The sequence below is a fragment of the Acinetobacter sp. WCHA29 genome (assembly GCF_002165335.1).
Lineage (GTDB): Bacteria > Pseudomonadota > Gammaproteobacteria > Pseudomonadales > Moraxellaceae > Acinetobacter.
On record NZ_NHRQ01000024.1, the window covers coordinates 24,705 to 41,900 of the forward strand.

The 17,196-nt window shown below is 38.4% G+C and carries 11 protein-coding genes and 1 pseudogene; 9 read left to right on the forward strand and 3 right to left on the reverse strand.

Annotated elements, in window-relative coordinates; genetic code table 11:
* Positions 1-33 precede the first annotated feature (33 nt).
* Together coq7 and CDG59_RS12950 are read right to left on the reverse strand one after the other, a co-directional pair.
* Positions 34-669 carry a 2-polyprenyl-3-methyl-6-methoxy-1,4-benzoquinone monooxygenase gene (gene coq7, locus CDG59_RS12945; protein ID WP_087545662.1) on the reverse strand — a complete coding sequence of 212 codons (636 nt, stop codon included), beginning with the start codon at positions 667-669 and terminating at the stop codon, positions 34-36.
* A 3-nt stretch (positions 670-672) separates the two neighbouring features.
* The gene (locus CDG59_RS12950) at positions 673-1,992 is read right to left on the reverse strand and encodes an MFS transporter (RefSeq protein WP_087545673.1); all 1,320 of its coding nucleotides are present in this window, start codon (positions 1,990-1,992) and stop codon (positions 673-675) included.
* A 162-nt stretch (positions 1,993-2,154) separates the two neighbouring features.
* Between CDG59_RS12950 and CDG59_RS12955 the strand changes: the two genes are divergently transcribed.
* The 9 genes from CDG59_RS12955 to CDG59_RS12995 all read left to right on the forward strand — a co-directional run bounded on the left by CDG59_RS12955 (position 2,155) and on the right by CDG59_RS12995 (position 16,556).
* A complete protein-coding gene (locus tag CDG59_RS12955) occupies positions 2,155-4,881 on the forward strand; it encodes an autotransporter assembly complex protein TamA (protein WP_087545674.1) in 2,727 nt (908 codons plus the stop codon).
* A 48-nt stretch (positions 4,882-4,929) separates the two neighbouring features.
* On the forward strand, positions 4,930-9,435 hold the full coding sequence (locus CDG59_RS12960; protein ID WP_087545663.1) for a translocation/assembly module TamB domain-containing protein: 4,506 nt from the start codon (positions 4,930-4,932) through the stop codon (positions 9,433-9,435).
* 131 nt (positions 9,436-9,566) lie between these two features.
* Positions 9,567-10,049 (forward strand): DUF4124 domain-containing protein, encoded by a 483-nt coding sequence (locus tag CDG59_RS12965; protein ID WP_087545664.1) that lies wholly within the window; start codon positions 9,567-9,569, stop codon positions 10,047-10,049.
* A gap of 104 nt (positions 10,050-10,153) precedes the next feature.
* Positions 10,154-10,513, forward strand: a complete 360-nt coding sequence (locus CDG59_RS12970; RefSeq protein WP_087545675.1) for a hypothetical protein — start codon at positions 10,154-10,156, stop codon at positions 10,511-10,513.
* Positions 10,514-10,771: 258 nt separating this feature from the next.
* Positions 10,772-13,411: a bifunctional aconitate hydratase 2/2-methylisocitrate dehydratase gene (locus tag CDG59_RS12975; RefSeq protein ID WP_087545665.1), complete on the forward strand. Its 2,640-nt coding sequence runs from the start codon at positions 10,772-10,774 to the stop codon at positions 13,409-13,411.
* A 116-nt stretch (positions 13,412-13,527) separates the two neighbouring features.
* Positions 13,528-14,109, forward strand: coding sequence for a hypothetical protein (locus tag CDG59_RS12980; protein ID WP_087536171.1), 582 nt, complete (start codon positions 13,528-13,530; stop codon positions 14,107-14,109).
* A 10-nt stretch (positions 14,110-14,119) separates the two neighbouring features.
* A complete protein-coding gene (locus tag CDG59_RS12985) occupies positions 14,120-14,620 on the forward strand; it encodes a hypothetical protein (protein WP_087545666.1) in 501 nt (166 codons plus the stop codon).
* A gap of 231 nt (positions 14,621-14,851) precedes the next feature.
* Positions 14,852-15,835, forward strand: a complete 984-nt coding sequence (locus CDG59_RS12990; RefSeq protein ID WP_087545668.1) for an ion transporter — start codon at positions 14,852-14,854, stop codon at positions 15,833-15,835.
* Positions 15,836-15,935: 100 nt separating this feature from the next.
* Positions 15,936-16,556: a DUF2238 domain-containing protein gene (locus CDG59_RS12995; RefSeq protein ID WP_087545669.1), complete on the forward strand. Its 621-nt coding sequence runs from the start codon at positions 15,936-15,938 to the stop codon at positions 16,554-16,556.
* A 5-nt stretch (positions 16,557-16,561) separates the two neighbouring features.
* Here CDG59_RS12995 and CDG59_RS13000 read toward each other — a convergent pair.
* A pseudogene (locus tag CDG59_RS13000) lies at positions 16,562-17,119 on the reverse strand (MFS transporter); the annotation flags it as partial.
* Positions 17,120-17,196: the final 77 nt, after the last annotated feature.

Consider the following 17,196-nt stretch of genomic DNA (forward strand, 5'->3'; position numbering starts at 1 on the left):
TCTTTCCAACTTACGAAGAGAGGCTTAGTTTTACTAAAGATAATAACTGGTTTTAGTCATTAATTTTGATATAGCTGTCATGGTAATACGCACAGGTACAGGTAGATCAACACCTCCAGCCTTTAATGCTGTATCACGGTGGTGTAATTCATCTTCATTCATTTGTTCTAAAATTTTACGTGAACGATCATCATGAAATGGAAGTTGTTGAATATGTTCCTGTAGATGTTGGCTGACTTGGCGTTCAGTTTCAGCGACAAACCCTAAGCTATATTTGTCACCTGCAATACCTGCTATTGCACCCATGCCATAAGATAAACCATACCAAATTGGATTGAGTACGCTCGTATGACTGTCTAATTCTTTTAAACGATCTTCACACCAAGCGAGATGATCTTGTTCTTCTATCGCAGCTTGTTGCATTTCTTCTCGAACATGGGGGAGTTTTGCAGTGAGCGCCTGGCCGTGATAAAGCGCTTGTGCACAGACTTCGCCACTATGATTGACACGCATTAAACCTGCTACATGGCGAGCATCGCTAACACATAATTGTGAAGGTTCTGAATTTGCTGGATTAGATCGCTGAGCAGCAGTTGCCCCTGGCACTAAGCTACGAAGCGCCTGATCAAAAGAATTAATAAGTTTATCGATACCTGTAAAATGACGCATATATTAATCCTCTAAAGTATTGGGTGCATTTTCTAACAACGGTTTTAAACGCTTTAATAACCAAAATGAGAAAATTGCACTTAAAACTGCAGTAATCGTAAATAATATTTTAATATCAATTTTTAAAACGCTTAAGATTAAAATTGAGAAAACTGCAGAAGAAACCATAAATACAGCATTTAGAATATTATTTGCGGCCACTACACGCGCACGGTGAGAACGTGGTGAGTAAGCTTGCATCATTGCATATAGCGGCACAATATAAAATCCACCACTAATACCTAATAAAGTCACGGCAAGCATGACATGATAGTACACGGCACCTTGGGTAAAAATATCTTTTAAACTCAGTAAATCGCCAGTTCGCTCAGGAACAAAAGAGAGGCTCGCTGCTAAATACAAAGCAAAGATCGTTAACCCAATCGCACCGTAAGGTACCATTTTAATATTGATCTCTGTACCACCGATACGTCTGCACAGTAATGAACCTACACCAATGCCAACAGAGAAAAAGGTGAGAAGTAAACTGACAACGTTTTCAGAAGCATGCAGGTTTTGTTGGGTCAATTGAGGAATTTGAGTTAAATAGGTTGCGCCATAAAACCAATACCAAGAATTACCGAGCAAAACAATAAATATGATCGGAAGGCTTTTAGCATATTTTAAAGTTTGAAAACTTGTACGAAAAAAATTCCAATCAATTTGTAAATCTGGGGCTGCAACCTTTTGCGGTAAAATAAATCGGCTACATAAATAGCCTAAGCAAGCTATGATGATAACAGTGACACTAATCCACAATAAGTTTCCTTCCGATGATGCAATAACTGCACCTCCAAGAATCATTCCTAATAATATTGCGATCGATGTACCTGATTGGAAAAGTGCATTGCCAGACATCAATTCTTCTTGTTTTAGAATTTCTGGTAAAATTGCATATTTGATTGGACCAAAACAAGTTGAATGCGTCCCCATCAGAAATAATGCAAAAAGTAGTAACCATAAATTTCCAAGCAAGAACCCTGCGGTTCCAATCAACATAATGATAATTTCTAATATTTTTATAAAGCGAATGAGTTGAGATCTTTCATATTTATCAGCAATTTGCCCAGCAGTTGCAGAAAAGAAAAAGTAAGGCAAGATAAATAATAAGGCAGCTAGATTATTGAGTGTACTGACGGGGGCACTTTGTTGCTGGATCCAACCATAAGTGATCACTAAAAGTAGAGCTTGCTTAAAAACATTGTCATTTAAGGCTCCAAAAAACTGAGTGAAAAACATCGGTGCAAACCGACGTGATGTCATTAAGCGCTCATCTTGTTTCATTGTGTGTTCACTTGATTGTGTTTTATAAAAAAATGTGACGTACTGTAAAAATGCTACAAAATGCATGTATGATACTTTGATATTTGATTGGATGAAAATCAAAGATTTGAAGTATTTTCACCAGTCACAAATGATAAATTAAAAATAAGTTTAGAGTTCTACATGTCATCTAAAGCTAATTTTAAACAGTTAACGTTGGTTCATTCTATGCATTTAATATTTAAAATGCAGAGCTTTCCTAAACTTATTTGTAGCACTTTTTTAATTACTTCTTGTATATCAGCTGCTTGTGCGCAAGAACAATTAACAGATACATCAAATAATAAAACCGTAGACCAACAGTCTTTGAATCAAGTTAAATCTGATCAAAGTACTGAGGATACATCAACTGTTTTATCAAGCAGTACAAATCAGTCTCTTGCTAATCAAGCCGAACAAGACAGCTTGTTGGCATTGAAACAGCAAGAGCAGTCTAATAATCAGATTAATGAATTAAAACCGATTCAGCTTGATGATAATTTAGAAAATTTGCCAGTTATCCCTGTTGACCAAACAATGGCGAATGAAATTTTTCGTGAGGCTGAGAATGCAAAAAATGAGGCCCAAGCTTATCGAGAAAGTACGTCAAAAAATCCACCAACAGTTGTTAAAGACATTTCACAGCCTGAACTGATAGAAATTACTAAGGCTCCAGTGGATATTAATCGGCTGATGCAAGATATTCAAACCGACAGTAAGATTGTCGTTGAAGCAAATGAAACAGGTAGAACATTACCAGAGTTTCAAACACAAAGTGAGCAGTCTGAAGAAAAAGTCGGATTCTTTCGAAAAATATGGAACCGTTTTCACCCAGATAACTTGATGGGCGCAGAGAAAATTCCGCGTATTACCGCTGATGTAACTGGCGCACCTGCTGCGTTGGCTGCAAATATAAAAGCCAAACTATCAAGTTTTACTCAAGAATCTTTTGAAGACTTTAACACCGCTTTACCTCAGTTAAGAGTGTTGACCAATCAGGCTGCACAAGCTGTAGGCTATTATAATGCCACGTATAAATTTGAAAGGGTAAGTGATAATAAAGTTAAAGTCATTGTCACACCGAATGAACCCGTCAGTATTAAAGAGCAAAATATTGAATTTTCTGGTGCGGGTGAAAACCTGCCTCACTTCCAAGTTTTACGCTTGATCCCAGAACAAGACAAAGGGGATATCTTTAATCACGGTAAATATGAAACAACAAAAACAAAGATAGTGAATGCCGCATCGGATAACGGTTTTTTTGATAGTTATTGGCGTTTACATGATGTCAAAATTACCCAGCCAGAAAAAGTAGCTGAAATTAATCTAAAATATGAGACGGGCGAGCGATATAAACTTAAACAAGTTGAGTATCGTATGAGTGATCCAACTAAGCCATTGCCTTTAACTCAAAAAGTTTTAGATAGTTTGGCACCTTGGAAAGAGGGTGATGACTATGCATTTTGGCGTGTAAATGCCTTAGCAAATAACTTAACGAATACACGTTACTTTAATTACACATTGGTAGATACGATTAAACCTAATCCAGTTCAGCCTACTTTAGAGTTAGCGCCAGATCTTCAAGCTTTAGTCGATCAACAGAAAATCCAACAATCTCAATTGCTAAATAGTCAACAGAAAGCAGAATTGGCAAGACAAAAAGTAACTTCTGCACAACAAGTGACGCAAAATGTCGTTGATGAAACACAATTCTCTGGAGGTCAACCCCCTCAAGCCTATGCTCTAGCACGCTCTATGCCCTTATCACATGAACATGATGATGAAGAAGATGAACGCCAGAAATTAGAAGAGCAAACGAGAATTGAGAAAAAAATTCCAGTCGTAGTAACGCTTAATGCCGACCGCTTGAATAGTTTAGAAACTGGTATTGGTTACGGTACAGACACGGGTGCTCGTGTGCGTAGTCAATACAGACGAGCAATTGTAAATAAGTATGGTCATGCATTTGATGCCAACATTGAGGTGTCGCAAATTCGTCAATCTATAGATGGGCGATATAGCATTCCTTATAAACATCCGTTAAATGATTATTTTAATGTTGTCGGTGGTTACGAGCGTGAAGAGCGCAATGACATTGGCCCAGATATTAATTTATTGGTTGAGTCCGCTGTTTTAGGTGGTGAACGTGTTATTAAAAATCCTTTGGGTGATTGGCAACACATCATTGGTTTACGTTACCGTTTAGATCGCCTAACTAAAAAAGGTGATATTGATATCAATGAATTACCTGACGCTTTTAAAGTATCAGGGATTGATTCGGAACAAGAATCCTTGTTATTTGGATATGAACTTTCTAAGACCAATAGTAATTCCCTCTTGAATCCAACCAAAGGTTTTAAGCAAACCTACAAGCTTGAATTAGGGACAGAGTCATTATTATCAAATGCAAATATGGCAATTTTGACAGGTGGATGGCGTTTTATTTATTCATTGGGTGAAAATGAAAATCACCAATTTGTAGGTAGAGCTGACACCAGTTATATTTTCACAGATGATTTTAAAAAAGTGCCTTATAATCTCCGTTTCTTTACAGGTGGAGACCAGTCCTTACGCGGTTTCGATTACAAAAGTCTTTCGCCAGAGGAGAACGGTTTTAAAATCGGTGGACAAGCTTTAGGCGTAGGATCTTTAGAGTACAATTATCAGTTTAAAGATGGTTGGCGAGCAGCAATTTTCTCTGATTTTGGTAATTCATATGACAAACAGTTTAGTAACCCAACCGAATATAGTATTGGTGTTGGTATCCGTTGGAGATCACCAATAGGACCAATACGGCTTGATGTGGCATCTGGTATTTCCAATGACAATAACCCGATCCGATTACATTTTTTCATCGGCTCACAGCTTTAATAATTTAAAAACATCCTTTAGAAAAGCTCAAACAATTTTAGGTTGATTATGACGGAAGTAGAACCGCAACTAACGCCACCAGTTGGACCAAGACCAGAACGACGCATCGTGAGAAGTGTTGCTTTAATTTTGTCGGTCATACTTCTGTTATTGGTTAGCTCTTTAATCGTTATGATTTCTACCGACAAAGGCAGTCGTTTTTTATTAGATCGGGTACTGCAAAGCCAAAAAATGATTCGTTATGAATATGAGGGTGGAAATTTACTCAGAGGAATCATCCTTAAGAATGTTTTAGTTCAATTAAAAGCTGTGGATGTTACTTTGGATCGTGCCGATGTTTCTCTTGGTTGGCGCGCAATCTTAAATAAAGAAATACATTTAAGTCATGCTGATGTACGTAATCTGAAAGTGATCAACAAAAAATCGCCTTCAGGTAAACCATTTGCCTTTGATGCAATCAAACTTCCATTCGTATTGCGTGTAGATGAAGCAACTCTTGATCATCTTGAGATTAAAACTCAAACATCGAAAGTTGGTTTTAATGATATTTACTTGAAAGATGCCCTATGGTCTGGAACCAAATTAGAGTTTAAGGATTCTAAAATGGATATGGGATATTTGGCAGTCCAACACGCCACAGGGAAAATGGATTTTAGTGGTAAATATCCAATTAATGCGAAAGCAGATCTAATTATTCCATCGTTAAAAAGTTTAAATATTCATACTATTAAAGTTGTTGCAGCGGGATCTTTAGATACATTAAAAGCAGGTATCGCAACACAGACCCCAGATTTATTAACAGGTTGGGCTGTTATACACCCAGTGCGTGATCACGTACCGATGCAAGGCGAACTGCTTTTTAAAAATTATCATTTACCTTTGTTGCAAGAACAGAAATTATTTGCCAAAGATGGTGTTGCAAGATTTAGCGGCGATATTCGAAAATTGGTTTTAAATCTAGATACCGATTTGACAGGTGAGCAAATCCCCGAAGGTAAATACAATGCTTTAATGGAGACAGATCTAAAGAATCAATTGAATATTCAAGACTTTAATGGTCAGTTAATGGGTGGATCTATTGCGCTCAAAGGTTTAGTCAATTGGCATGAGCATGTTTCATGGGATATTCAAGGTCGTTTGGATCATTTAAACCCTAAAGATAAAACTGTTCCGCAAATTGCAAAGGATTTTTTACCGCCTAATTTAGATGCTCATTTAAGTTCATCTGGGTCTATGGAAAAAGGTTTAGCTTTAAGTGCACAGCTTGCTTTTGATCAATATGAAACTTGGGCTGTTAAACTCAATCAAGCTGCATCGAAAGATCACAAACCACAGCCGATGCTATTAAATGTGGCATGGAAAAATATAGATCGGGCAGTTCCTTATATTGGTTGGTTGACTAGCGAAGACGGTCATACCGACATCGCCTTAAAACAAGGTCAACAAGATATCTATGTTTCTACAACAGTGAAACCTCATGAGAAAGCATTATTACCAACGGGTAAATATGATGCCCGTCTTGATATAAAATCAAATCTACTGAATGTTGAAAACTTTCGTTATCAGGCTGCGAAAGGGAGTTTATCTGGGCGAGCAAAAGTTAAACTACCTACTGAAAAGCAACAGTTAGCCTGGCAGGCTCAGCTTAAAGCCAAGAATTTTAATCCACAAACAGTCGTTGCTACTGCACCTGTTAATTTATTAAATGGCGATATTAAAGCAACTGGTTTTGCAAAACCGAATCGACAGATCATTCAATTTGATCGTATTGATTTAAAAGGTCAAATTGTTCAGTCAGATCGTATAGAAACCGTTGCATTAAAAGGCAAAAGTACAGCCGCTTTAATGTTTAATGATCAGAAGTCTGGTGGAGGTTTTAAAAGTTTTGCAGTTGATTACAACGGTTCATTAAATGCATTAAATCAAGGCAATGGACTGTTGAAAATCAACGTAGCAGGAACACCAGAATATATAAAAATTAATGAGTTAAAACATGATGGCGTGGCAGGTAAGATTTTTGCTACAGGTGCTGTGAACCTAAAAGATAAACTTGGTTGGGATATCAATGCATCTTTAGTACGCTTCAAACCACAGTATTTTGTTTCAACACTTAAAGGTGAACTCTCAGGGCATGTTAAAACACAAGGTGTTTGGTCTGAAAAGCTGAAGCGCATCGATATTCGAGATTTAAACGCGGCAGGTTTTCTGAATAATAAACCTGTTCGTGGTCGTGGTAACCTTACTTTGTTGTTAGACTCCAACCAGAAAGGTTTTTTACCGCAACAGTTTGAAGCCAATAACTTATTTTTTGCCTATGCTCAGAACCAGTTACAAGCCACGGGCAATGCACAAAGTTTAAGAGTGAAACTAAATGCTCCAGCCTTGTATGAGCTTTATCCAGGTTTGCAAGGTCGTGCCTACGGCGTTTTAAACGTTCAATCACAACCACGTTTAAAAGCAACTGCAAATATTGCCGTGGATAATTTCGCATTCAAGGATGTGGCAAGTGTTAAATCACTGCGTATTCAGGGTGAATTGCCGACTTCTGAAGCAACACCTACATTATTAGTTGCCAAAGTTGATCGTTTACGTAGTGGTAATCGTGAAATAGAAAATGCAACGATTAACTTAGGCGGCACGCGCAAAGCACATATATTAAAAGTTGAAAGTAATAATCGCCAATCTAATTTTTATGTACAGCTTGCAGGTGGTTTCAATCAGAACAATGAATGGTTAGGACAATTACAAAAAGGTCACTTTAAATCACGTCGTATTGATTTAGTACAAAATCAAAGTGCAGCGATCATTTATTCTACAGCCCAGTCTGAACTTTATATTGGACAGCATTGTTGGCAAAGTCTGCATAGTCAGGTTTGTTTAGATCAATCGGCACGTATTAGCCAAAATAAAGGTAATTTTTCAGTTGTTACTAAAAATCTAGATTTAAATGATTTTGCGGTATTTATGCCAGAAGGTTTAGCAGTTACTGGTCAACTGAATGGTTATGCTCAAGCTTCGTGGGCTAAAGGTAGTCGCCCAAAACTAGATGCAAGTTTAGTCACTCGTAAAGGAGCATTGGGCCTTGCACCTGATGATCCTCAAGATATTGCGACCACAGTCAGCTATGATGAATTGAGCTTAATCGCGAAAAGTGTCAATGATGGCTTATTATTCCGTGTGGATATGAAAACACCGGACATTGGTACAGGTTACGCTAACGTGATCGTGAATCCATTTCAAAATGGAATGCCAATGCGTGGTGAAGTTGCTTTTGATAATGTACAACTCAAAGTATTCAAGCCATTTATTAAAGATGTGCGTTCAATGGCGGGCACGCTTGCACTGGCTGGAAAAATTAATGGCACACTGACTCAACCACAATTTACAGGTGAAATGCGCTTAAAAAATGGCGCAATTAGTATGATTTCACTGCCTGTAAATCTAAACAACATTCAGCTTTATTCGTCTATTCGACAAGATTCAGCCAGTATTGATGGTGCGTTCAACAGTGGACAAGGGGTTGGGCGATTAAAAGGTAGTTTTGACTGGAAAGAGGAACCCCATCTGGCATTAACCTTAAAAGGTGATAACTTATTGATTCGTCAGGCACCGATGATCACTGCAATTGTCCAGCCTGATTTAAGCCTCGATGTTTATCCATTTGATCAGCGCTTAAGCTTGAAAGGGTCAATTGATGTTCCTCGCGCGCGTATTTCAATGCCAGAGACTACTGCACCAGTTGTAAATATTTCACCAGATGTACGAGTCGTACAGCAAGGACAAGATTTACTTTCGACATTGAAAGCAGCTAAACCGTGGGATATTCGCGCGGATATGACTCTGACATTGGGCAATCAAGTGATCTTCCAAGGTTTTGAAAGTAATATTCCATTGGTTGGTCGCTTGCATTTATCACAACGTGGTTTAGAAACTGCAATGCGAGCAAATGGTGCGATTGGTGTAAGTCAGAAAGTGAAGATTGAAGCTTATGGTCAAAGCTTAGATTTGAACCGCGCAATTGCACGTTTTAACGGTCCACTTGCGAATCCAACACTTGATATTGATGCGAATAAATCAGTCCAAGGTAGTATGGTTGGTTTACGTGTGACTGGGACAGCAACCGTTCCAAATGTTCAAATTTATAATGATGCAGGTTTATCTGAACAAGAAGCATTGAATGCATTGGTCACAGGTCGTATCAATGAAGGAAGTAGCGGCCTAAGTAATACAGAAGGCTTTAAATCTGATGTAAACAATACCATTGCAGCCGCAGGCATCAGTATGGGCTTAGGAGGAACACGGGCGTTAACGAATCAGATTGGTCGGACATTTGGTCTCAGTGGTTTAGCACTTGATGCACAGGGTACAGGTGATGACACCCAAGTGAGTTTAACGGGCTATATCACGCCAGACCTGTTTATTCGTTATGGCATAGGCGTATTTACACCTGTAAATAAATTGACCTTGCGTTATCAAATGAATCGCCGTTTATACTTAGAAGCAAGTCAATCTTTAGAGAGAGCCATTGACGTATTCTATAATTGGCGTTTTTAAAGCTTTTTTAGAAAACCTGTTTTATGAGAATAAAGCAGGTTTTTTTATGCTGGGTATTTTTAAAAATATGCTAAAATAAAAATAAGCTATTGATAAATATATAGATTAATGACATTTTTTGGAGGGAGTGGATGAAACCTGTCACTTTAAGTCAACTTTTGGCAACTATAGGCTTAATATTACTCAGCTTTACATTCCAAGCAAATGCTAAAGAATACTATAAGTGGGTTGACGCACGTGGTGTAACAACATATTCAGCAACACCACCTCCAACTCAGAAACAGGAACCTCAACTTGATCCAACTAAAAAAAATGTAAATGCAACAGTGACAACTCCCAGTGAAATAAATGTTTCCGTGCCCAATAACAAAGAACAAAAAAATGTTCCAACGGTAACAACCCAAACAGTGAAATCAACAGGTACAACTACTGCAACCTCAAATGCAACCATTACAGCTGCTAGCGAAGCACTGATCCCTGTGAAGAATTGCAATGGTGTAAGATGTTGGGATACGAAAGGTAAACCTTATAATTTAGTTGCTGGCACAACCTATCTTTCTTCTACAGGCGGTAAATGTCAGAAAATGGGTAATAGCATGCGTTGCAGTAAATGATTTGTATTATTTTATTGCAGCTCATACGGATTTAAACGCTTCTTTTTTTGCAAAATGAACAACTTTCAGTATGATGTGTGCATCAAATTAATCGCAGTACGATGATGAAAAAAGTTTTTTTGATTGCAATAGGTTTGGTGCTAGTTGGTTGTGCAGATAAAAAGCAATTAACTCCAGCAGAACAGTGGCATGGTTATTGTGTCAGTGTGGGCAATGCAGCGCGTTCAATTACTTTGGACCGTCAAAATGGCATTGAACAAAAGCAAGCAAAAGAACATGCAGATAAAATTGAAGATGAAACAACACGTAAATTTATCTTTGAAATTATTGAAACGGTATATGCAATGCCAATCGACCAACTGAAGGCGAATCCTGATGCAGAACGTGAACAGTTGAAACAGAAATTTACTGAACAATGCTTGGCTACACCACATGACCAGCTACCAAACTATAAATCATTTTAATAGGTTCATTTGAAAGACACATCAGTTGTCGTTTTTTATGCATGTAATTTGTTGTTTTATTAAGCTTTGATCTAAGACCAAAGCGGTATTCAAAAGAGATGAACATTTCGCTATAAAATAATGGGCATCACGTAGAAATACGGTAGTTGCATTAACTTTTAACGCGAAGTCTAGTAAAATTTTGCTGTCCATATTACTTGTAAAGCTTGTAGCAAGCTGGAACTTACAAGTAATTTTTTAAAAAAGAGGAATAACACTGTGCTAGAAGCTTACCGCCAACACGTTGAAGAACGTGCCGCACTCGGAGTCCCACCGAAGCCGCTTGATGATGCTCAAACTGCTGAACTTGTAACTTTATTAAAAAATCCACCAGCAGGCGAAGAAGCATTTTTAGTAGATTTGCTTGAAAACCGTGTTCCAGCAGGTGTTGACCAAGCTGCATATGTTAAAGCTGCTTTCTTGGCTGCTCTAGCAAAAGGCGAAGCAACTTCTCCACTTGTAACTAAAGAGCGTGCAGTTTACTTACTAGGTACGATGCTTGGTGGTTATAACGTAGCTCCTTTAGTTGAACTTCTTGACAATGCTGAGCTTGCTGAATTAGCTGCAGAAGCATTGAAGAAAACTCTTCTAGTATTTGATGCATTCCATGACGTAGCAGACAAAGCAAAAGCAGGCAATGCTGCGGCTAAAGCTGTTTTACAATCTTGGGCTGAAGCAGAATGGTTCACAAGCCGTGCTGACGTTCCAGAAGAAATCAAAATCACTGTGTTTAAAGTAACAGGTGAGACAAATACTGATGACTTGTCTCCAGCTCAAGACGCTTGGAGCCGTCCAGATATCCCATTACACGCAAATGCAATGTTGAAAAACGAGCGTGACGGTATCAACCCTGAAAAACCAGGTGAAGTTGGTCCATTAAACCAAATCAAAGAATTAATCGCGAAAGGCAACCAAGTTGCTTACGTTGGTGACGTTGTTGGTACGGGTTCAAGCCGTAAATCTGCAACTAACTCTGTACTTTGGTTCTTCGGTAACGAACTTCCGCACATTCCAAACAAAAAAGATGGTGGTGTGTGCTTAGGTTCTAAAATCGCTCCAATTTTCTTCAATACAATGGAAGATGCAGGTGCATTACCTGTAGAAATCGACGTTGCGAACATGAACATGGGCGACGAAGTTGTATTGAAAATTGATCATACTGCTGCAAAAGTTACTGCATTCAAAGACGGTGCACAAATTGCAGAAGCTGAGCTTAAAACGCCTGTACTTTTAGACGAAGTACGTGCTGGTGGTCGTATTAACTTGATCATTGGTCGTGGTTTAACTGCGAAAGCACGTGAAGAATTAGGTCTTGCACCTTCTACTTTATTCCGTACTCCAGTACAACCTGCTGACACTGGTAAAGGCTTTACACAAGCTCAGAAGATGGTTGGTCGTGCATGTGGTCTTCCTGAAGGTCAAGGTATCCGTCCAGGTACTTACTGTGAACCTAAGATGACAACTGTTGGTTCTCAAGATACAACTGGTCCTATGACTCGTGACGAGTTAAAAGATTTAGCGTGCTTGGGCTTCTCAGCTGACTTAGTGATGCAGTCTTTCTGTCACACTGCTGCTTATCCAAAACCAGTTGACGTAACAACTCACCATACATTACCTGACTTCATCATGAACCGTGGTGGTGTATCTTTACGTCCTGGTGACGGTATTATCCACTCTTGGTTAAACCGTATGTTACTTCCAGATACAGTAGGTACTGGTGGTGACTCACATACTCGTTTCCCAATCGGTATTTCATTCCCAGCGGGTTCTGGTCTTGTTGCGTTCGCAGCTGCAACTGGTGTTATGCCACTTGACATGCCTGAGTCTGTACTTGTTAAGTTCAAAGGTAAAATGCAGCCTGGTATCACTTTACGTGACCTTGTACATGCGATTCCTTACTACGCGATCAAAGCTGGTGACTTAACTGTAGAGAAGAAAGGTAAGAAAAACATCTTCTCTGGTCGTATCCTTGAGATCGACTTAACAGAAATGGAAAATGACTTGACTGTTGAGCAAGCATTCGAACTTTCTGATGCATCTGCTGAACGTTCTGCTGCTGGCTGTTCAATCACGCTTTCTGAAGAGAAAGTTGCTGAATACCTACGTTCTAACATCACGATGTTGAAGTGGATGATCGCAGAAGGTTATGGCGATGCACGTACACTTGCTCGTCGTGCTGAAAACATGCAGAAGTGGTTAGACAACCCAAGCTTGTTAAAAGCTGATGCTGATGCTGAATACTTAAAAGTTTACGAAATCGATCTAGCTGACATCAAAGAACCAATTCTTTGCTGCCCGAACGATCCAGATGACGCAAAACTTCTTTCTGACGTTCAAGGCGACAAGATTGATGAAGTATTCATTGGTTCTTGTATGACCAACATCGGTCATTTCCGTGCAGCTGGTCAGTTACTTGACAAGGTACCTGGTGGTTCATTATCTACTCGTTTATGGTTGGCTCCACCAACACGTATGGATGAGCACCAGTTGATGGAAGAAGGCTTGTACAACATCTATGGTCGTGCTGGTGCGCGTACTGAGATGCCAGGCTGTTCATTGTGTATGGGTAACCAGGCACGTGTAGCACCGAACACGACATGTGTATCGACATCTACTCGTAACTTCCCGAACCGTTTAGGTCAAGGTGCAAACGTTTACTTAGCTTCTGCTGAGCTTGCATCTGTCGCTGCTGTTCTTGGTAAATTACCAAGCCCAGAAGAATATCAACAGTACGCGTCACAAATTGACAGCGCTTCTGCTGACATCTACAAATACTTGAACTTCGACAAGATGAGTGAATATACAAAAGAAGCTGATCAAGTTGACACCAAGAAAATCCAAGCTGCTCAATTGACTTAATGAGCTAGGATCAAGAAAAGCCGAAAGGCTTTTCCCTAGCGCAAGAACAAAGCTATGCTTTGTTTGAGCAAAAAGCTAAAATAAGGGCTGAGTAATCAGCCCTTATTTTTTATAAAATGAAAAGTATTTTGACGATAAGAGATAATATTTCTGAACTAGTTAACATTATCCATAAAAATCAGAAGGTTGAGGATCTAGAAATAGCAATTAAAGATTTAGTTTCTTTAATGTTAAAGGATTATCCTTATTTAAAACCGCCAAAATTTTCAATTATTCCGACAAAAACTTTAGCATTTTCTGTTTGGTATGAGGAACCAAATGCAATTACAGAGACATTACTGATTGAGCAAAATGGTTTTACTGCTTATTTATGGAGGTGTGATGACCAAAAATGGTATTTGGATGATTTAGATTCTGAACCTCATGAAATTGCTCGCAAATTAATAGAAAATATACCCGTATTTCACTCTATTCCTGAAAATCCTAAAGAGATTAAGCATTTACTTGAAATTGGATTAATATATTTTAATCCGACTTTATTTCCTTGTTTTTCAAACAAAAATTTAGAAGACTGTAGAGAAGTACTGACATGGGACGATCGCTTTTTATTAGTAGGTACTCAACTGAAGAATCTTAAGCTTTATAGCCATGAAGAGTGGAAAGCTTTGACTGATAGAGAAAACTACCATTTAAACTGAGGTTCTATTTATGCCACTACTACATGATTTTGTTTTATTGAATAAAAATGAATTCTCTTATGATGATTGCTGCGAGCTAGTCGGTAAGGTTTCTTATGATATTTCAATCCATGATGATCTTATTGTTTATTTTAATGATTTTTTAAAATGGATACCTACCTATAATCCAAGTTTAAAAGTTAGGCATACTGGGTTAAATTATTATGGTGTAACAGTGATTGATGGAGATGGGGCTAAAGAAGCATTTCAATTGTTTTCTAGTCTAGTTAATGTTTTAAAGTTATCACCAAAAGTTTTAACGTTAACAGGCGCATATACTTTTGTTCATGCATATGATGATGTGATTGACCCAAATAAAAATGTTGATCGTATTTTACGAGAAACAGCAGGTTATGAAAAAATCATTATGCAAAAGAGTGACGTGATAGGACAATTTAAAATATTGGCAGAACTTATGCAGAAGATCATTCATTCTAATAATAGTTTGTATGTTCTACATTTGGGTATTTAAATTTAGAGGAACATTTCTATTCGTACAGAATGTTCCTTATATTTAATCACCAATAGCCCAACACTTTCCACCACAGTCCGCCAATCACCACAAGGATGATGATATTGACTCATCACAAAGCCACTTTCCTATTATTCATAAAGTGTGAGGTGGCCTGAAATAGAAATGACTTATCAAACGCTCAGGCAACATGATACATTTTAGCTTGATTTATATAACGATAAATATGGTATGGCTCAATTTTCATGGCAACGCCTAAGACGGTTTGTTTATAACAATCTGCATGATGATGACTATAAAAGTAAAGTAAGTACCTGTGTAAACTATGTACTGATTTCCCTGATCATTGCCAACGTTGCAGCGGTGCTACTGGAGTCAGTAAATGACTTGTATAAGCTGTATCAGTCTTATTTCGATATTTTTGAAAATCTCTCAATTCTTATTTTTAGTGGAGAGTATTTATTAAGGCTATGGAGCATCGTTGAGAAAAATCCACAGGAATCAGCATGGAAACAACGGTTTCGCTGGATGAAAAGTGGTGGGGCGATTATTGACCTAATGGCGATTTTACCTGCGTACTTGAACTTCTTTGTGCATATCGATTTGCGTTTTCTACGGGTCTTACGACTATTCCGATTACTCAAACTAACCCGTTATTTTGTGTCATTGCAGATATTATTAAGGGTAATTCAACGAGAAAAAGGTTCTTTCCAAGCAGTTATTTTCATTTTGGTCATTATGATTGTGATGACGGCATCCGCAATTTATGTGGTGGAAAATAAAGCTCAGCCTGAAGCATTTAGCTCAATTCCAAAAGCAATGTGGTGGGCGGTTGTTACATTGACAACAGTGGGTTATGGTGATGTAACACCTGTAACCAATTTGGGTCGAATACTAGGTGCGTTTATTACTATTCTAGGTGTTGGTATTGCAGCTTTGCCTGCAGGTATTTTGGCTTCAGGTCTTGCAAATGAATTAAACCAGCGCAATCAAAGACTGGAACAGGAGTTTCGTGAAGCCTTGCAAGCCGATGAGCTGGACTTGTTGCATGACCAAGTTGAAATTGAACGAATTCGGAAAAAAGTGGGTTTGCCAAAAGAGCAGACCCATGAAATTATCATCCAGTTGGTTAGGGAGAAGCTGCTTGAAGATCAGCAACAGGAAAAAAAGAAATATCATTACTGTCCGCATTGTGGTGAAAAATTATCCGAATAAACCTCAAGTATATTGTCAAGTTTAATGAAAAATAGAGTTGAGGATCAATTTTAAGAATCGAGTCATGTTAAGACAAAATAATAAAATTAGAGGAGATTATATGAGTCAAAAACTGATGTTGTGTTGTGCGGCATTTATTCTTATGTTGATTTTAATCATTTCAGGTATTCATCCATTTGACCGTGGTACGTGGTTGATGGAGGTTTTGCCTGTCTTAATTATTGTTCCATTATTGATTTACACCTATAAAACATTTCCCCTCACCAATCTTTTGTATAGCTTAATTTTCTTGCACGCCATTGTTTTAATTGTAGGTGGAGCATATACCTATGCACGGGTACCTTTGGGTTTTGAGATCGCTCAATGGTTCAGTTTAGATCGAAATCCTTATGACAAGATTGGACATTTTATGCAGGGTTTTGTGCCTGCCATAGCCGCACGGGAAATTTTGATTCGACATCAGATTTTAGCCAAAGGGAAAATGCTTAGTTTTATTGTGATCTGTATTGTACTAGCCATTAGTGCGACTTATGAGTTGATTGAATGGGCAGCTGCATTAGCGCTTGGACAAGGTGCGCAAGAGTTTCTTGGTACACAAGGATATGAATGGGACACTCAATCTGATATGTTTTTTGCCTTAATTGGAGCGATCGCAGCCTTGTTATTCTTATCTAAATGGCATAACCAACAACTCAATAAATTGATCAGTTCATATCGATAAACTGATCAATCTGTCATTAAAACGACAGATTCATTTTTCTGTGAGTATTTTGCATACGCCAGTGCAATGAGCAGAATTGCCAAACCACCCCGGCTTAAAACAAAACCCACCCAGATCGGTGCTAACCAACCCATATTATGGCTAAGTACCCATCCTCCAAGAAATGCGCCTAAGGCATTGGCTAAATTAAATGCGGAATGATTTAATGATGCCGCTAATGTTTGTGCATCGCCTGCGATGTCCATTAAATGTGTTTGTAATGCGCCACCTAATCCAATCACAGTGAAACCAATCAGAAATAAGGCTGTAATCGCAGTATAGAGATTAGACATCATAAAACTTGCAAGTACAAAGGCGAGTGCAGAACTCACCAAAATTCCAATCATCGTTCTAAATAGGCTTTTATCTGCTAGCCAGCCTGAAACGAGACCTCCAATCACCATACCAACACCCCAAATGGCTAGCGCAATCGGGACGATACGAATATCGGCGTGTGTATATTCAGTTAAAATTGGAGATACATAACTATAAACAGAGAACATGCCGCCAAAACCAACTGCACCGGTAATCCTCCCATAAATAACTGAATTTAAAAGTAGAGGTTAAGCAGCCATCAAAGGTGGTTTGCCTCCGTTAGCTT